This window comes from Actinoplanes sp. NPDC049118, assembly GCF_040648555.1.
Classification (GTDB): domain Bacteria; phylum Actinomycetota; class Actinomycetes; order Mycobacteriales; family Micromonosporaceae; genus Actinoplanes.
In genome coordinates this window covers 92,687-108,996 of sequence record NZ_JBEZDY010000002.1, presented here as the reverse complement: position 1 = coordinate 108,996, position 16,310 = coordinate 92,687, and the positions used below count along the sequence as shown (strand labels likewise).

Here is a 16,310-nt window from a genome sequence, read left to right as displayed (position 1 = left end):
CGGGGTCAGGCCAGGTTGGACGACCTGGGGTACGCGTCCGCCGGGTCGGTCAGCACGTTGACCAGGTACGGGACGCCGGCGTCGAAGGCACGCTCCAGCGCCGGGCCGAGATCGGAAGACTTCTCCACCGTCTCGCCGGCACCGCCGAGCGCCTCGACCACGTGGTCGTAGCGCAGTCCGGGCTGCAGATCCGCGGCGACGTCGTAGCCGTACATGGCCTGCATCGGGTGTTTCTCGAGGCCCCAGATGCCGTTGTTGCCGACCACGATCACCACGGGCAGCTTCTGCCGGGCCAGTGACTCGGCGTCCATCAGCGAGAAGCCGGCCGCGCCGTCGCCCATGAGGACGCAGATCTGCCGGTCGGGGTAGGTGACCCTGGCACCCATGGCGTAGCCCATGCCGGTGCCGAGGCAGCCGTACGGGCCGGGGTCGAGCCAGGTGCCGGGCTGGGCGGGCTCGAGGTAGCGGCCGGCGTAGGAGACGAAGTCGCCGCCGTCGCCGATGGTGACCGCGTCCGGGGCCAGCACCTTGCGCAGCTCGCCGTAGACCCGGGCGGGCTTGATCGGATCGCTCTCCGCGGCCATCGCCTCGGCGTCGCGGGCCTTGCCGGCGTCCTCGGCGACGCGCAGGCCGTCGATCCACCCGCTGTGGTCCGCGCGCGGGCCGGTGTGGTCGGCCAGCGCCGCGAGGATCAGCCGCAGGTCGCCGGCCGGCGAGACGGCGGTCTCGACGTGGCCGGCGCGCTGGGTCGGCGCGTCGACGATGTGCACGACCCGCGCGGCGCCGAACTCGCCGAAGCCGAGCCGGAAGTCGAGCGGCGTGCCGATGACGGCGACGACGTCGGCACCGTCGAGCGCGGGGCGCCGGGCCCGGGCGAAGGCGAGCGGGTGGCCCGGCGGCAGCGCCCCGCGGCCCATGCCGTTGGCGAAGACCGGGATCTGCAGCGCCTCGGCGGCGGCCCGCAACTCGGCGATCGCGTTGCCGCCCCACACGTCGGAGCCGGCGATGATGACCGGGCGCTCGGCGGCGGCCAGCAACTCGGCGGCCCGGGCGACGTCGCCCGGATCGGGCTCGACGACGGGGATCTCGGGAGCGCCGGGCGCGGCGACGTCCTCGCTGGAGAAGAGCACCTCGAGCGGCAGGTCGAGGAAGGCCGGACCGCGGTGCGCGGTCAGGGCCGCGGTCAGCGCCCTCGCCACCTCGGCGGGGATCTGGTCGGTGCCGGCGACCGTGGCGGCGTACTTGGTGACGGGCGCGACCAGCGGGACATGGTCGATCTCCTGCAGGCTGCCGGAGCCCCAGCGGAAGGCGGGCGCCCTGCCGCCCATCACCAGCACCGGGGAGGCGTTGAAGAAGGCGCTGGTCAGGCCGGATATGCCGTTGGTCACACCGGGACCGGCGGTGAGGACGGCCAGGCCCGGGCGGCGCTGAAGCTTGGCGACGGCCTCGGCGGCGAAGACGGCCGACTGCTCGTGCCGCACGTCGTAGATCGGGAACCCGGCCTTGTGCGCGGCGTCGTAGAGCGGGAAGACGTGCCCGCCGGAGAGGGTGAACATCTCCGTCACGCCGTACGCCCGCAGCGCCGCCAGCGCCAGTTCCCCGCCGTGGCCCTCGATCATTTCCGACATGCCAGCTCCCGCCGCTCGGTCCTCGTCAGCACGCTACCGGGACCGGTGGGAAAAGATGAGCCAGACTCACCCTCTGAGGCGGTCGAACTCCTCCAGCAGGAGCTCCACCGCCGCGTCCATCGGCACCCCGGCGCTGACGCCGTACGCCGCCACCAGCGCGACCACCGGCACCGTGACCAGGAAGATCACGCTCAGGAAGACCTGGAGGAAGCGCAGCACGCCGCCGGTTCGCCGCCGGCGCGGCGCGGCCGGCCGGGCCGCGGGCGGCGAGTCCCACCGGGCGGTGGGTGCCGGGCGGGCGCCCGCCCCGGGCCGCGCCGACGGCGAGACCGGCCGCGAGGAGACCGCGGAGGGCGACACGGGCCGCGAGGCCGCGGGCGCGGACCGCGTCCGGGATGCGGCCGCGACCGGGCCGGGCCGCTTCGCCTTCTTCGTGGCCCCCCGCTCCGGGGCCGGCGCCGGCGAGCTGGGCCGGGCGGCGGCGGCCGAACCGGCGGCCGAGCCCGCCGGGGTGTTCTGGAGGGCGTGTACGTCCCACGACGGCTCGGAGGCGACCGTCTGGTCCGGGTCCGGCACCCAGTGCTGCTGCGCGTCCGGCCACGGATCGACGGCCGGCGGCGGGAGGCCCGGCGCGGGCTTCGCCGACGGCACCGTGTCCATGTCGTCGACCGAGGCCGCCACCCGGGGCGGCGGCGCGACCGGGTTGTTGCGGGAGACCAGGCGCATCTCGGCAGTCGGGCCCGGTGCGGCCGGCTCCGTCGCGAGCAGCGCGGCGTCCGCCAGGATGCTGCCCTCCGCGACCACCAGTTCGGGCTGCTCGATGGCGACCGGCGCCTCGCCCAGCTCCCGGTGCAGCAGCGTCGCCACCAGCGGGATCCGGCTCGCGCCGCCGACCAGGAAGACCCCGGCCAGGCGCCCGTCCGGCAGGTCGGCCCAGTTCAGCAGGTCCCGGGTGACCCGGACGGTCTGGTCGAGCAGCGGCCGGGCCAGCTCCTCGAGCTCATCCCGGGTCACGTGCAGTTCGAGGTCGAGCAGCGGCACCACCACGTCGGCGGACTGGATCCGCGACAGTCGCTCCTTGACGATCCGCACGTCGTCCCAGAGCTGCTGCTTGGCGCGCCGGTCCTCCAGCGTCTCCGGCTCGGACAGGCGCTGCCAGACGGCCGCGTCCCGCTCGGCGACCTGCTTGCCGATGTGCTCGACGATCGCCGCGTCCACGTCCAGGCCGCCGATGTCGTCGCGGCCGTCGACGGCCAGGACCTCGAAGCCCTCCGCGGTGCGCGCCACCACGCTCACGTCGAAGGTGCCGGCGCCGAAGTCGTGCACCACCACGACGGACCCGATCGGCACCTCACGGCCGAGCACCTCGGCGAAGTAGGTGGCCGCGGCGACCGGCTCGGCCACCAGGCGGACCCGCTCGAGCCCGGCGATGGCGGCGGCCTCGGCGAGCAGGCCGCGGCGGGTCGCTCCCCAGGTCGCCGGGCAGGTCAGGGTCGTCTCGGGGCGTACCGGGCCGACCGCGCGGTGCCACTCGTCGGCCACCCGCACCAGCACCGCCGCGATCAGGTCGACGACCGGCAGCTCCTGGTCGCCGAGCAGCACGAGGCCGTCGTCGATGCGGCGCTTCGGGTTCGGCTCGAAACGGGCCGGGTCGCGCCGGGCGCTGTGCACGGCGTCGCGGCCGACGGCGAGGCTCCCGCTGGGCTCGGCGTACACGGCCGACGGCAGCAGCGGGGAGCCGTCGACGAGGATCGGCCGCGCCCGCCCGTCGGGCCAGCGGGCCACCGCGACGGTGTTCGAGGTGCCGAAGTCGACGCCGAGAGAGTGCCGACCCGCTTCGATGGACATGCGCGCCAGTGTAGGCCCGGCCGGGAAGTAGATGATCTGGCTACTCGAGCCGCCAGCGCAGGTCACCGTCGCGGCCGCGCACGCAGCGCACGGCCCGGCCGTCGGCGGTCCGGCCGGCCGCGCCCTCGACGTCGCACCGGTCCCTGACCCGGACCGGCCCCTGGGTCTCGTCGTCCTCGGCAGACGGCGTGGGCAGCGGCGCCAACCCCGGCGGCGACGTGACGGTCGCCGGCGGGGCGGGCGGGACCGCGGCGGTCGCGGGCGGCGCGGGCGGCGGCGCGGGCGGCGTGCGCGTCCCCGCGGGCGAGGGCGGGCGCGATGCCGCCCGCGTGGTCCCCGCGGGCCGGCGGGTCGTGAGCCTCGCCGAGGGGGCGGAGGAGCTGGGCGGGTTACTCGCGGACGGCGGCCCGGCCGGCGGCACCGGGAACTGCGGCCCGGCGGCACGGGCACCGGTCACCGCGTCGCCCCGGTCGCCGAACGTGACGAAACCGATGACCCCGCACAGCAGCGCCTGGCCGGTCACCAGCGCCACGGCGACCGCGACGGTGCGACGGACCGGGGTCACGCGCATGCCGGACATCGTCACAGAGAGGAACTTTATGGCAACAGATCGATATCCGCGAGATCCCCGTGTCCGTTTCTCGGTTGAGTCGCCTGCTCAGCGCCCGGTGAACTTCGGCTTGCGCTTCTCGACGAAGGCCGTGGTGCCCTCGATCCGGTCGTCGGTGGCGAAGAGGCCGGCGAACAGCTGGCTCTCCCACGCGAGCCCGGAGGCGAGGTCCGTGTTCAGGCCGCCGTCGATCGCCAGCTTCGCGGCGCGCAGGGCCAGGGCCGGCCCGTTCAGGTACGGCTTGACCAGCTCGGCCGCGCTCGAGTACACATCGGCGGCCGGCACGACGCGGTCGGCGAGCCCGATCCGCAGGGCCTCCTCGGCGTCGACCATGCGGCCGGAGAAGATGAGGTCCTTGGCCTTGGCCGGGCCGATCAGCCGGGCGAGGCGCTGGGTGCCGCCGGCGCCCGGGATGATGCCCAGCCGGATCTCCGGCTGGCCGAGCTTGGCGTCGTCCGCGACGACCCGCCAGTCGCAGGCCAGGGCGAGCTCGCATCCGCCGCCGAGCGCATAGCCGGTGATCGCCGCGACGACCGGCTTCGGGATCCGGGCGACCTCGTCGAACGCGCTCGACAGTGCCGTGGCGCGGACGGTCATCTCCTGGAACGTCGTGCTGGTGAACTCGGTGATGTCGGCACCGGCGGCGAAGACCTTCTCCCCGCCGTACACGATCACGGCCCGGACGTCGGCGTCGGCGGTCGCGGCCCGCGCGGCCTCCCGGAGCTCCTCCTGAACCTGGGTGTTCAGGGCGTTCATCGGTGGCCGCTCGAGCCGGATCGTGCCGATGCCGCCGCTGGTCTCCAGTCGCACGAACTCACCCACGCGCTTGCCTCCCTAGCGATCGTTCAGACAGCTGACAGCGTAAGGCCCACGGCCGCGGGTAAGTACCATTGCACCGAGGGAGGGGTGATGATCACCTACTACCGGGACCCGGACGTGCTTGTGACGTCGACCGGAGTCCGGATGGGCGGGCGCGACTACCGGCTCGGCGACCTGGCGCAGGTCTGGCACCGCCGCGGCCGCCGGTCGTGGAGCGCGGTGGCCGGTCGCGGCGCCCTCGCCATCGCGATCATCACGCCGGTCGTCATCGGCGCCCTGGGCGTCCTCGTCGCCCTGGTCATCGACGCGTCGACCGCGACGACGATCGCGCTGGCCGGCGGCGGTGTCCTCATCGGCCTGGCCGCCGCACCCCTGGCCGACGTGCTCCTCGAGTTCGTCGACCGCTCCTACGACCGGGGCAGCCGCCGGCTGGAGATCTGGGCACAGGTCCGCGGCGGGAACGTCCTGCTGCTGGATACCACCGACCGGCAACGCTTCGGCCGGATCTACCGCGCCCTGCAGCGCGCCCTCGATCAAGACAACGTCCCACGCCGAACACCGGGAGCACGATGAAGAACGCACACCGCAGCGCGCTGGCGCTGGCCGGGCTGCTCGCCACCTCCGGCGTGCTGCACTTCGCACAGCCCAAGCCCTTCGACAGCATCGTGCCCCGCTCGCTGCCCGGCCGGCCGCGGACCTGGACCCAGCTCAGCGGCGCCGCCGAACTGGCCGTCGCCGCCGCGATCGTCAACCCCGGCACCCGGCGGCTCGGCGGCCTGGCCGCCGCCGCGCTCTTCGCCGGGGTGTTCCCCGCCAACGTCAAGATGGCGATCGACTGGCGGCACGCGTCACCCGCGCGCCGGGCCGTCGCATACGGCCGGCTGCCGCTGCAGGTGCCACTGGTCCTCTGGGGACTGCGCGTCGCCAGGCGGTGAAATTCCCGTAATCCGCCCCCGGGGCCGGCCGGTGACCGGCGACGATACGGGGACCATGAAGGCCACCCATGTGCCGCCGACCGGCGTGGAGCGCAAGCTCGGCGAGGACGAGCTGATCGTCACCAAGACCGACCCCCGCGGCTTGCTGACCTACACCAACGACGTCTTCCTGCGGATCTCCGCGCTGCGCGAGGACGAGGCGATCGGACAGCCGCACAACATCATCCGCCATCCCGACATGCCCCGGGCGGTCTTCAAGCTGCTCTGGGAGACGATCGGCAGTCGGCACGAGATCTTCGCGTACGTGCAGAACCTCGCCCTGGACGGCGCGCACTACTGGGTGCTGGCGCACGTCACGCCCTCTGTGGACGCGCAGGGCCGGCTGGTCGGCTACCACTCCAGCCGGCGACGCCCCGAGGAGGCCGCGGTCGCCGAGATCAGCCGGATCTACGCCGACCTGCGTGCCGAGGAGCGCCGCCACGACGCCGCGGCCGCCGGCCTCGACGCGTCCTGGGCGAAGCTGCAGCGGCTGCTCGACGACCGGGGGCAGACCTACGACGCGTTCGTCTGGTCGCTGACGAACGGGGCCATGCGATGAACGCCGAGACCCTGCGCCTGATCACAGAGGTCTGCGAGCGGGCCGCCGCGGGCGACTTCGAGGCCCGGGTGCCGCCGCTCGACGACTCCGCCGAGGCCCGGGACGCCCGGGCCGCGCTCAACCGGCTGCTCGACACCACGGACACCTTCGTCCGCGAGGCCGGAGCATCGCTGGCCGCGGCGGCCGAGGGGCGCTTCCACCGGCGCTTCCTGACCCGCGGCATGCGGGGCGCGTTCCGCGACGCGGCCGCACAGATCTCCCAGTCCACCGACGAGATGAGCCGGTCCGCGGACCGCCTCGCCGAGGCCGGGCGCTCCCGGGTGGCCCTCGCCGACGAACTCGAGAACGCCGTGCTCACCATCTCCGAGCAGGTGGCGACGGCCGCGACGGAGATGGGCGCCTCGGCGAACGGGCTGGCCGACTTCGCCCGCGACGCGGTCACCGAGGCCGAGCGGGGCGTCGAGACGGTCGGCTCGCTGCGCACCGCCTCCGACGAGATCCGCACGGCCGTCGATCTGATCAACTCGGTCGCGTCGCAGACCCGGCTGCTGGCCCTGAACGCGACGATCGAGGCGGCCCGGGCGGGCGAGGCGGGCCGCGGGTTCAGCGTGGTGGCCGACGAGGTCAAGAACCTGGCCAACGAGACCAGCAGCTCCAGCGAGGAGATCCTCGGCCAGGTCAACACCGTCCAGCAGGCGACGGCGCAGTCGGTCGGCGTGCTGGAGGCGGTGACCGCCAGCATCCGGGAGATGAGCGGCCTGGTGAACGGCATCGCGACCGCCGTCGACGGCGGCCAGGACTCCGGCACGGCCGGGCTGAGCCAGCTGGCCGAGGTCCTGCGCAACGAGGTGCACCGCTTCGTGACGATGGCCCGGCAGAGCTGACCGGGCCCAGCACACCTAGGTGTTGAGGGCGTAGAGCTCGTCGATCTCCGCGCGCGTCGGCAGCGCGTTGCTGGCGCCCACCTTGCGGACGCAGGCGGCGCCCGCCGCGTTCGCCCAGCGGACCGCGTCCACCAGGTCACGGCCCTCGCCCCAGGCCACGGCCAGCGCACCCGTGAACGCGTCACCGGCCGCGGTCGTGTCGACCACGTCGACCGTGCAGGCCGGGATCCGCTCGTCGGCGCCGTCGCGGTCGGCATACCAGGAGCCGGCGCCGCCCATGGTCAGCACCACCCGCGGCACGAGCGCCAGCAGCCCGGCGACGTCCGGCTCGGGCGAACCGGTGATCGCCCGTGCCTCGCTCTCGTTGACGACCAGCAGGTCCACCGCGGCGACGAGCTCCGGCGGCAACTCTCGGGCGGGCGCCGCGTTCAGGATCACCCGGGTGCCGCCCGCCTGCGCCGCCTGCGCGGCCGCCACCACGGTGTCCACGGGAATCTCCTGCTGGCAGACCAGCACGTCGCTCTCCGCGATGACCGCGGTCTCGGCCGCGCTCAGGCCCGCGAACGAGCTGTTCGCCCCCGGGCTCACGATGATCGAGTTCTCGCCGGCGCGGTCCACCATGATCACCGCAACGCCGGACGCGCCGTAGCTGGTACGCAGGTTCGCGGTGTCCACGCCGGACGCGTTGAGCCGGGCCTTGATCGTCACCCCGAACGCGTCGGAGCCGATCGCGCCCAGCATCGCGCACACCGCGCCGGCCCGGACCGCGGCAATGGCCTGATTGGCGCCCTTGCCGCCCGGCGTCATCACGAAGTCGTCGCCCAGCACGGTCTCGCCGGGCAGCGGCAGGCGGGCGGCGAGCCCGACCAGGTCCATGTTGGCGCTGCCGGCGACCACGACCCGGGGCGGGGAAACGGCCATCGTGGCGCCTCAGGCCGCCCGCGCCATGTACCGGTCGCCGTTGCGCTGTACCACCAGCGGCAGCCCGAACGTCTTGGACAGGTTGTCGGCGGTCAGCGTCTCGCCGAGCAGGCCCGCCGCGACGACGGTGCCCTCGCGCAGCAGCATCGCGTGGGTGAAGCCGGGCGGGATCTCCTCGACGTGGTGGGTGACCAGCACCAGGGCCGGGGCGTCCGGATCCTCGGCCAGCTCGGTGAGGCGCCCGATCAGGTCCTCGCGGCCGCCCAGGTCCAGCCCGGCGGCGGGCTCGTCCAGCAGCATCAGCTCGGGGTCGGTCATCAGCGCGCGGGCGATCTGGGTGCGCTTGCGCTCGCCCTCGGAGAGGGTGCCGAACTCGCGGTCGATCAGGCCGCCCATCCCCATCTGGTGCAGCAGCGCCCGGGCCCGGGCCTCGTCCTGCGGGTCGTAGCTCTCCCGCCAGCGGCCGACCACGGACCAGGCCGCCGTGACCACGACGTCGAGGACCCGCTCGGTCGGCGGCACCCGGTCGGCGAACTGACCGGTGCTGAGCCCGATCCGGGTACGCAGCTCGTTGATGTCCGTGCGCCCCAGCCGCTCGCCCAGCACCCAGGCGTTGCCGCGGGACGGGTGGATCCGGCCCGACGCGAGGTTCAGCAGCGTCGTCTTGCCGGCGCCGTTCGGCCCCAGGACGACCCATCGCTCGTCCAGCTCGACCTGCCAGCTGAGCCCGCGGAGCAGGAAGCTGCCGCCGCGGATCACGCTCACCCGGTCGAAGGAGATGACGGTGTCGTCGTCAGGTGGGGTGGGGGTGGGAGTCGCTGCCTCGAGCACGCGTCCATCCAACCATGCAGCTGCCGGGCGTTCCGACACCGAGCCCGGGGCGGGACCCGGCGGGACGTCCCCTCAGCCGGTGGTGGATCCGAAGACCTCGTCGCGGACGGATTCGAGGGCGGTCAGCAGGGCTCCGTTGAGTATCGGCTCGACGGCGACCTCGCTGATCACGACCTTGGGCGCGACCAGGGTGATGGCGGCGACCTCGCGCTCCACCCGCTCGGCCAGGGCGGCACCGCCGGCCTGGCTCACCTCGCCGGCCAGCACGACCAGCGGCGGGTCGAGGACGACGCAGGTGGCGGCGACGCCGAGGGCGAGCCGGCCGGCCAGTTCGTCCAGCATCGGCTCGCCCGCCGCGCCGGCGGCGACGGCCGCGCGCACCACGTCGGCGGACTCGGCGCCGCGGAAGCCGTACTTCCTGCCGATGGCCTTGGCGGCGTCCGAGGCGACCAGGGTCTGGAAGGCGCCCTTGGCGCCGCGCTTCGAGGCGTTGCGGGGGATCTCGGCGCCGGCGACCGGCAGGTAGCCGATCTCGCCCGCCGCGCCGGTGCTGCCCTGGTGCAGCCGGCCGCCGATGACGGTCGCGAGGCCGACGCCGCGGCCGACCCAGATCAGCACGAAGTCGTCGTGGCCCTTGGCGGCGCCGGTGTGCTGCTCGGCGATGGCGGCCAGGTTCACGTCGTTGCCGAAGACCACCGGCGTGCTCAGATCCTTGCGCAGCTCCGCGAGCAGGCCGCGGTGCCAGCGGGGCAGGTCGAAGGCGAACGAGACCTCGCTGGTCTGCGGGTCAACGAGGCCGGGGGTGCCGAGCACGACGCGGCGCACGGACGCCATGTCGGTGCCGCCGCGGCCGGCCGCCTCAACGACCGCGCTGTGCACCGCGCGCACCGGGTCGTCACCGTCCTGCGTCGACTGCTCGCTGCGGCCGACGACGTCGCCGGTGATGTCGGCGCAGGCCGCGATGACCCGGTCCGGCAGGACCTCGACACCGATGACGTGTGCGCTACCGGGAGCGACTGCGTACAGCTGCGCGTTCGGGCCGCGGCCGCCGGCCTGCTCGCCGACGCGGCGCACGAGCCCGCGCTCCTCGAGGCGCTCGACCAGCTGCGAGGCGGTGACCTTGCTCAGACCGGTCATCTCGCCGAGCTGCGCCCGGGTCAGCGGACCCTTCGTGAGCAGCAGTTCCAGCGCGGCGCGGTCGTTGAGCGCACGCAGCAACCGGGGTGTACCCGGAAGGCGGGTGGCAGCCATAACTACGTCCCCTAGTATTTAGGATTATTTCCTATTACATTATCGGCGCACATCAGGTAGCGGCAGCGTAACGGCCAGCACGCTCACCGGCCGTGCCCCATGTCCGATAGACGCCCGACGATCATGGCAGCTCGGCCGGCAGGATAACCAGAGCTGAACCGGGGAAGGAAACCATGCCGATCGACCCGGGCCTACGGCGGCTCGCGCTACGGACCCAGCTCGCCGCTTTTGCGGGGAAATCTGCCCCGGAGTGGGCGTTGCGCCTGCTCACCGAGGGGCTGGCCGGTCACACCCTCTTCGGCGCCAACGTCGCTGAACCGATACAGCTCGGCCGGCTCACCGACGAGCTGCGGGCCGCGCGGCCGGACGTGCTGATCGCGATCGACGAGGAGGGCGGCGACGTCACCCGCCTGGCCCACCTGACCGGCAGCCCCTATCCGGGCAACGCCGCGCTCGGCACCGTCGACGACCCGGACCTCACCCGTACGGTGTACGCGGCCGTCGGGTCCGACCTCGCCGCGGCGGGCATCAACCTCGATCTGGCCCCGACGGTCGACGTGAACACCGCGGACGACAACCCGATCATCGGCACCCGCTCGTTCGGTGCCGACCCGCTGCTGGTGGCCCGGCACGCCGCCGCCGCGGTCACCGGACTGCAGGCCACCGGCGTCGCCGCCTGCGCGAAGCACTTCCCCGGCCACGGCGCCACCACGACCGACTCGCACCTCGAACTTCCGACCGTCGACGTACCGCTGTCCGTCCTGCGCGAGCGCGACCTGCCGCCGTTCGCGGCCGCGGTGGCCGCCGGCTCGCAGGCGATCATGACCGCGCACATCCGGGTACCCGCGCTGACCGGCGCCGGCCCGGCCACCTTCAGCCGGGCGGCGCTGACCGACCTGCTCCGGGTCGACTGCGGCTTCCGCGGCGTCGTCATCACCGACGCGCTGGAGATGAAGGGCGCCGCGGTGGCGGCCGGCGGCATCGGCCGGGCGGCCGTGCTCGCGCTCGCGGCGGGCGCCGACCTGCTCTGCATCGGGGCCCGCGTCGATGCGGAGCTCGTCGAGGCCGTCACGGCGGAGATCGTCGCCGGGGTGCGCGACGGCCGGCTGGAGACGGGCCGGCTCGAGGAGGCCGCCGAGCGCAACGCGGCGATGGCGTCGTGGACGCGGCGCCCGGTGCCGCCGGTGGCGCGCGACGCGGCGCTGGGCTACGCGGCCGCCCGCCGCGCGATCCGGGTCGAGGGCACGCTCGCTGATCTCACCGGGCCGCTTGTCGTGCAGCTGGAGTCCGGCCACTCGATCGCCGAGGGCCGGGTGCCGTGGGGGCTCCGGCCGCACCTGAACGGGACCGAGCAGGTGACGGTCGTGGCGGCGGACACCTCCCCCGAGTCGCTCGCCGAGCGGGCCGGCCCGCGGCCGATCGTCCTCGTCGGCCGGCACACCCACCGGGCCGAGGCGACCCGGGCGCTGATCGAGACGCTCGCGGCGCGCCACACCGTCGCCGTGGTGGAGATGGGCTGGCCGTCCGCCTGGCGACCGGCCGGGGCGCGGGCCTTCGTCACCACCTACGGCGCGAGCCACGCCAACGGCCGCGCCGCGGCGGAGGCCCTCGGGCTGGCCGTGGACAACTAGGGCGGCGGAAACCGGGGCAGCGGCGGGCCACCACCCGCCGCTGCCTCTTTTTGTGCCCCAGGTCTCCTTGAACACGTTCAAATAAGCATCTACGCTGAGCCGGTCAACAGTTGAACGTGTTCAAGAAGGGCTGGAGACCGTGGACCACAAGGTCTGGATGTACCTGGCCTACCTGGTCGTCAGCGTCGGGCTGACGGTCTGGGTGGCGACGACGCTGTCCCGCAACGGGATGGTCTTCCTGGAGGACGTCTTCGCGGACAGCCGCCTGGCGAAGGCCGTGAACCAGTTGCTCGTGATGGGGTTCTACCTGCTGAACCTCGGCTACGTCGCGGTCGCGATGCGCTCGAGCGCCCGCATACCGGACGCGGCGCGGGCGCTGGAGACACTCTCGTACAAGATCGGTTTCGTCCTGCTGGTGCTCGGCGTGCTGCACGTCTGCAACGTCTTCCTCCTGGGCCGGTACCGGCGCGGACGGCTGCGCCAGCAGCAGGCCATGCCGCCGCTTCCGCCGGCGGGACGGCTCCCGATGCCCCCACCGCCCGGCGGCCCCGGCCACCCCGGCGCGGGAGCGCCCGGCCAGGCCGCGCCCCGTCCCGGCGCGACCGCGAACTGGCCCGGCCAGGGCATCGCGGGACCCGTGCCGCCGCCCGCGCCGGCATGACGGTGACCATCGATCCGGCCGGTCACGGGGCCGGCCGGATCGGCTACTTCACCGTCCTGTACGACGAGGGCTGCCCGATCTGCCGTACCGCGCACCGCTGGCTCGAGGGCCGGGCTCAGCTCGTACCGCTGGAATTCGTCGCGGCCGGGTCGACCGAGGCGCGACGGCGCTTTCCCGGGCTGGACCATGCGGCGACGCTGCGGGACCTGACCGTGATCACCGACGGCGGCCTGGTCTACGTCTCGGACGGCGCGTGGCTGGCCTGCCTGTGGGCCCTGGCGGACTACCGCGCGATGGCCGAGCGGCTGAGCTCGCCGGCGCTGCTTCCCGCCGCGCGCCGCTTCATCGCCGCTGCCGCCGCCGCGCGGCGGTCGACACGAACGGAAGACTACGGTGACGTGTGTGACGACAGCTGCCGCTGACCCCGCCGACGAGCCGGCCGCGCCCCCGCCCGCCGAGGGCGAGGGCGCCGGGGAGAAGCCGCGGCGGGCCCGGGGCGAGCAGACCCGGCTGCTGATCCTCGAGACCGCGCTGCGGCTGTTCCGCGAGCGCGGCTACACCGAGACCACGATGCGGGCGATCGCCAAGGAGGCGGGCGTCGCGGTCGGGAACGCCTACTACTACTTCGACTCGAAGGAACACCTGATCCAGGGGTTCTACGACCGCAACCAGCTCGCGCACCGGGTCGCCTCCGAGCCGGTGCTGGCGAACGAGAAGGACTTCGCCGCCCGGTTACGCGGAGTGCTGCACGCCGGCATCGACGTCAACGAGCCGTACCACTCGTTCGCCGCCACGTTCTTCAAGTCCGCGGCCGAGCCGTCGTCGCCGCTCAGCCCGTTCTCGCGGGAGTCGTCGCCCGCCCGCGAGGCGGCCATCGCGATCTTCCGGGACGTGGTGGAGGGCTCGTCCGCGAAGGTCGACCCCGAGCTGCGGAAAGAGCTGCCGGAACTGCTCTGGCTGAGCTGGATGGGCGTGGTGCTCTTCTGGGTCTACGACCGCTCGCCCGATCAGCGCCGGACCCGCCGGCTCATCGACGGCATCGTCCCGCTGGCCGACCGGCTCGTCGGCCTCTCCCGGTTGCGGGTGCTGCGGCCGGCGCTGCGGCAGGTCCTCGCGCTGATCGACACGATCCGCCGCGATTGATGACTCTCCGCACCGGTAATTGACATCACGTTAAGTGATCAGGGCATCAGCTTACCGAATCAGAACGTAACACTTTCCGCCTTGTTGTGCCGTGATATCCGGATCTGTCGCCCAAGAGCGGCCAACCGTTCGGCCAATTCGAGTACCGAACGCTTCCGAGGTGCGGCCGTCGCCACGTAGCGTTACGTCTGCAGGTGGATCTGGGGATGCCGCAGGGCTTCGGACCTCGGGACCGGTCCGAATCCCCCGCGGCACGGATGGTGAGCCGGGCGCCCCGATGGTTTCGGGAGCAGTCATCGGGCTGAGGCGCCCGGCTCACTCCGCCGCGGACGTGTCGAACACGGCCGGCTTGAAGCGGCGCAGCCGCAGGCTGTTGGCCACCACGAAGATCGAGCTGAGCGCCATCGCCGCGCCCGCGATCATCGGGTTGAGCAGACCCGCCGCCGCGAGCGGCAGCGCCGCCACGTTGTAGGCGAAGGCCCAGAAGAGATTCCCCCGGATGATCGACGCCGTGCGGCGCGACAGCCGCACGGCGTCGACGGCGGCCGTGAGGTCGCCCCGCAGCAGGGTCAGGTCGGACGCCTCGATCGCCACGTCGCTGCCCGCACCCATCGCCACGCCCAGGTCGGCCTGGGCCAGCGCCGCCGCGTCGTTCACCCCGTCGCCGACCATCGCCACGGAGCGGCCGCGCGCCTGCAGCCGCTTGACCACGTCCACCTTGCCCGCGGGCAGCACGCCGGCGACCACCTCGGCGACGCCGACCTGCGCGGCGACCGCCTCGGCAACCGCGGGCGCGTCGCCGGTGACCAGCACCGGCTCGAGGCCCAGGGCGCGCAGCCCCCGGACGGCGGCGGCGCTCGTCGGGCGTACGGAGTCGGCCAGCGCGATGCGGCCCCGTACCGTGCCGTCGACGCGCAGCTCGACCCACGTCTCGGCCGTGTCGCCCGCGCCGCGGGCCACCTCCACCGCGGCGCCTCCCACGGTGCCGCGCACGCCGACGCCCGCGGTCGCGTGGAAGTCGCTCACCGCGGGCAGCTCCCCCTGCGCCGCCGCGGCCCGCGCGATTGCCCGGCCGAGCGGGTGCTCGGACGCCGCCTCGACGGCGCCGGCAAGCCGTAGCACCCCGGCCGAGTCCCAGCCCGGCTCGGGCACGACGCACGACACCGTCATCGCCCCGGTCGTCACCGTTCCGGTCTTGTCGAGCACGATCGTGTCCACGCGGCGGGTCGACTCGAGCGCCTCCACGCCGCGGATGAGGATGCCGAGCTGGGCGCCGCGCCCCGTGCCGACCAGCAGCGCGGTCGGCGTCGCCAGGCCGAGGGCGCAGGGGCAGGCGATGATCAGCACGGCCACGGCGGCGGTGAACGCGGCCGTGGTCCCCGCGCCCGAACCCAGCCAGTAGCCCAGCGTCGCGGCGGCCAGGGCGATCACCACCGGCACGAAGACGCCGGAGATGCGATCGGCCAGCCGCTGCACCGCGGCCTTGCCGTCCTGCGCCTCCTCGACGAGGCGGGCCATCTGTGCGAGCTGGGTGTCGGCACCGACGCGGGTGGCGCGCACGACGAGACGGCCGCCGGCGTTGACCGTGCCGCCGGTTACCGGGTCCCCCTCGGCGACCTCGACGGGCACCGACTCGCCGGTGATCAGGCTCTGGTCGAGCGCGGAGGCGCCGTCGACAACCACGCCGTCCGCGGCGACCTTCTCGCCGGGGCGCACCTGGAAGACGTCGCCGACCCGCAGCCGCTCGGCGGGGATCTCCCGGCCGCCCACCAGGGTGACCGTCTTGGCGCCGAGGGCGAGCAGCGAGCGCAGGGCGTCGCCGGCCCGTCGCTTGGCGCGGGCCTCGGCGTAGCGCCCGGCCAGCAGGAACGCGGTCACGCCGGCCGCGGCCTCCAGGTAGATGGCGTCGCCGGTGGAGCCGGCCCGCAGCTCGAAGGGGTGCGTCATGCCGGGAACGCCGGCGTCACCGAGGAAGAGCGCCCAGAGCGACCAGACGAACGCGGCGAGCGTGCCGATCGACACCAGCGTGTCCATGGTGGCGGCGCCGTGCCGCAGGTTGACGAAGGCCGAGCGGTGGAAGGGCCAGCCGCCGTAGACCACCACCGGCGCGGCGAGCGTCAACGAGAGCCACTGCCAGTAGGTGAACTGCCAGGCCGGGACCATGGCGAGGACGATGACGGGCACGCTCAGCGCGACCGAGACGAGCAGCCGGACGCGCAGCGGGTCGGCACCGCGCTCCGCCGCGACCGGCCCGGCCTTGGGCTCGGTGGCCGTGTAGCCGGTCTTCTCCACCACGGCGATGAGCTCGGCGGCGCCGACGCCGGCCGGGACCGTGGCCCGGGCCTTCTCGGTGGCGTAGTTGACGGTGGCGGTGACGCCCTCGAGACGGTTGAGCTTCTTCTCGATGCGGTTGGCGCAGGCGGCACAGGTCATGCCGCCGATTTCCAACTCGATCTGCTGCGTCATGACGCCAGCATACCCCTCGGGGGTACCCGGGTGGCGGATGCGGCCGCGCCCGGCCCCGCAAGGGTGACCGGGCGCGGCCGTACG

The 16,310-nt window shown here is 73.9% G+C and carries 16 protein-coding genes; 8 read left to right on the top strand and 8 right to left on the bottom strand.

The window, feature by feature from the left end:
- Positions 1–5: 5 nt before the first annotated feature.
- From AB0B58_RS03015 to AB0B58_RS03000, 4 genes are all read right to left on the bottom strand, one after another.
- Entirely contained in the window at positions 6–1,628 is a 1,623-nt protein-coding gene (locus tag AB0B58_RS03015) for an acetolactate synthase (protein ID WP_360216528.1), read from the bottom strand.
- 66 nt (positions 1,629–1,694) lie between these two features.
- Entirely contained in the window at positions 1,695–3,476 is a 1,782-nt protein-coding gene (locus AB0B58_RS03010; RefSeq protein ID WP_360216525.1) for an Hsp70 family protein, read from the bottom strand.
- A 40-nt stretch (positions 3,477–3,516) separates the two neighbouring features.
- Complete coding sequence (locus AB0B58_RS03005; RefSeq protein ID WP_360216522.1) at positions 3,517–4,047, bottom strand: hypothetical protein; 531 nt, start codon at positions 4,045–4,047, stop codon at positions 3,517–3,519.
- An 87-nt stretch (positions 4,048–4,134) separates the two neighbouring features.
- Positions 4,135–4,908, bottom strand: a complete 774-nt coding sequence (locus tag AB0B58_RS03000) for an enoyl-CoA hydratase-related protein (RefSeq protein WP_360216519.1) — start codon at positions 4,906–4,908, stop codon at positions 4,135–4,137.
- Positions 4,909–4,995: 87 nt separating this feature from the next.
- Here AB0B58_RS03000 and AB0B58_RS02995 point away from each other — a divergent pair, with 87 nt between their 5' ends.
- The 4 genes from AB0B58_RS02995 to AB0B58_RS02980 are packed head-to-tail and all read left to right on the top strand — an operon-like array spanning position 4,996 to position 7,322.
- A complete protein-coding gene (locus AB0B58_RS02995; RefSeq protein WP_360216516.1) occupies positions 4,996–5,478 on the top strand; it encodes a DUF6232 family protein in 483 nt (160 codons plus the stop codon).
- On the top strand, positions 5,475–5,840 hold the full coding sequence (locus tag AB0B58_RS02990; RefSeq protein WP_360216513.1) for a hypothetical protein: 366 nt from the start codon (positions 5,475–5,477) through the stop codon (positions 5,838–5,840). Before AB0B58_RS02995 ends, AB0B58_RS02990 begins: the two co-directional genes overlap by 4 nt.
- A 55-nt stretch (positions 5,841–5,895) precedes the next feature.
- Positions 5,896–6,438: a PAS domain-containing protein gene (locus AB0B58_RS02985; protein WP_360216510.1), complete on the top strand. Its 543-nt coding sequence runs from the start codon at positions 5,896–5,898 to the stop codon at positions 6,436–6,438.
- Positions 6,435–7,322: a methyl-accepting chemotaxis protein gene (locus AB0B58_RS02980; RefSeq protein ID WP_360216507.1), complete on the top strand. Its 888-nt coding sequence runs from the start codon at positions 6,435–6,437 to the stop codon at positions 7,320–7,322. Before AB0B58_RS02985 ends, AB0B58_RS02980 begins: the two co-directional genes overlap by 4 nt.
- A 15-nt stretch (positions 7,323–7,337) precedes the next feature.
- Here the strand turns inward: AB0B58_RS02980 and AB0B58_RS02975 are convergent, their stop codons facing one another.
- The 3 genes from AB0B58_RS02975 to AB0B58_RS02965 all read right to left on the bottom strand — a co-directional run bounded on the left by AB0B58_RS02975 (position 7,338) and on the right by AB0B58_RS02965 (position 10,325).
- On the bottom strand, positions 7,338–8,243 hold the full coding sequence (locus tag AB0B58_RS02975) for a ribokinase (RefSeq protein WP_360216504.1): 906 nt from the start codon (positions 8,241–8,243) through the stop codon (positions 7,338–7,340).
- A 9-nt stretch (positions 8,244–8,252) separates the two neighbouring features.
- A complete protein-coding gene (locus AB0B58_RS02970) occupies positions 8,253–9,074 on the bottom strand; it encodes an ABC transporter ATP-binding protein (RefSeq protein ID WP_360216501.1) in 822 nt (273 codons plus the stop codon).
- A 72-nt stretch (positions 9,075–9,146) separates the two neighbouring features.
- On the bottom strand, positions 9,147–10,325 hold the full coding sequence (locus AB0B58_RS02965) for an ROK family transcriptional regulator (protein WP_360216498.1): 1,179 nt from the start codon (positions 10,323–10,325) through the stop codon (positions 9,147–9,149).
- A gap of 173 nt (positions 10,326–10,498) precedes the next feature.
- On the opposite strand from AB0B58_RS02965, the gene AB0B58_RS02960 reads away from it, so the two are divergent.
- The 4 genes from AB0B58_RS02960 (at position 10,499) to AB0B58_RS02945 (ending at position 13,760) form a co-directional block, all read left to right on the top strand.
- The gene (locus AB0B58_RS02960; RefSeq protein WP_360216495.1) at positions 10,499–11,956 is read left to right on the top strand and encodes a glycoside hydrolase family 3 N-terminal domain-containing protein; all 1,458 of its coding nucleotides are present in this window, start codon (positions 10,499–10,501) and stop codon (positions 11,954–11,956) included.
- A gap of 139 nt (positions 11,957–12,095) precedes the next feature.
- Complete coding sequence (locus AB0B58_RS02955) at positions 12,096–12,617, top strand: hypothetical protein (RefSeq protein WP_360216492.1); 522 nt, start codon at positions 12,096–12,098, stop codon at positions 12,615–12,617.
- The gene (locus tag AB0B58_RS02950; RefSeq protein WP_360216489.1) at positions 12,614–13,039 is read left to right on the top strand and encodes a DCC1-like thiol-disulfide oxidoreductase family protein; all 426 of its coding nucleotides are present in this window, start codon (positions 12,614–12,616) and stop codon (positions 13,037–13,039) included. Before AB0B58_RS02955 ends, AB0B58_RS02950 begins: the two co-directional genes overlap by 4 nt.
- Positions 13,020–13,760, top strand: a complete 741-nt coding sequence (locus AB0B58_RS02945; protein ID WP_360216486.1) for a TetR family transcriptional regulator — start codon at positions 13,020–13,022, stop codon at positions 13,758–13,760. Before AB0B58_RS02950 ends, AB0B58_RS02945 begins: the two co-directional genes overlap by 20 nt.
- Positions 13,761–14,075: 315 nt before the next feature.
- On the opposite strand, the gene AB0B58_RS02940 is transcribed toward AB0B58_RS02945, so the two are convergent.
- A complete protein-coding gene (locus AB0B58_RS02940) occupies positions 14,076–16,226 on the bottom strand; it encodes a heavy metal translocating P-type ATPase (RefSeq protein ID WP_360216483.1) in 2,151 nt (716 codons plus the stop codon).
- Positions 16,227–16,310 lie beyond the last annotated feature (84 nt).

What these genes read in the sequence shown, in the direction of transcription:
- AB0B58_RS03015 (WP_360216528.1), bottom strand. Translation starts at nt 1,628, where the DNA reads ATGTCGGAAATGATCGAGGGCCACGGCGGGGAACTGGCGCTGGCGGCG.
- AB0B58_RS03010 (WP_360216525.1), bottom strand. Translation starts at nt 3,476, where the DNA reads ATGTCCATCGAAGCGGGTCGGCACTCTCTCGGCGTCGACTTCGGCACC.
- AB0B58_RS03005 (WP_360216522.1), bottom strand. Translation starts at nt 4,047, where the DNA reads ATGCGCGTGACCCCGGTCCGTCGCACCGTCGCGGTCGCCGTGGCGCTG.
- AB0B58_RS02995 (WP_360216516.1), top strand. Translation starts at nt 4,996, where the DNA reads ATGATCACCTACTACCGGGACCCGGACGTGCTTGTGACGTCGACCGGA.
- AB0B58_RS02990 (WP_360216513.1), top strand. Translation starts at nt 5,475, where the DNA reads ATGAAGAACGCACACCGCAGCGCGCTGGCGCTGGCCGGGCTGCTCGCC.
- AB0B58_RS02985 (WP_360216510.1), top strand. Translation starts at nt 5,896, where the DNA reads ATGAAGGCCACCCATGTGCCGCCGACCGGCGTGGAGCGCAAGCTCGGC.
- AB0B58_RS02980 (WP_360216507.1), top strand. Translation starts at nt 6,435, where the DNA reads ATGAACGCCGAGACCCTGCGCCTGATCACAGAGGTCTGCGAGCGGGCC.
- AB0B58_RS02975 (WP_360216504.1), bottom strand. Translation starts at nt 8,243, where the DNA reads ATGGCCGTTTCCCCGCCCCGGGTCGTGGTCGCCGGCAGCGCCAACATG.
- AB0B58_RS02965 (WP_360216498.1), bottom strand. Translation starts at nt 10,325, where the DNA reads ATGGCTGCCACCCGCCTTCCGGGTACACCCCGGTTGCTGCGTGCGCTC.
- AB0B58_RS02960 (WP_360216495.1), top strand. Translation starts at nt 10,499, where the DNA reads ATGCCGATCGACCCGGGCCTACGGCGGCTCGCGCTACGGACCCAGCTC.
- AB0B58_RS02950 (WP_360216489.1), top strand. Translation starts at nt 12,614, where the DNA reads ATGACGGTGACCATCGATCCGGCCGGTCACGGGGCCGGCCGGATCGGC.
- AB0B58_RS02940 (WP_360216483.1), bottom strand. Translation starts at nt 16,226, where the DNA reads ATGACGCAGCAGATCGAGTTGGAAATCGGCGGCATGACCTGTGCCGCC.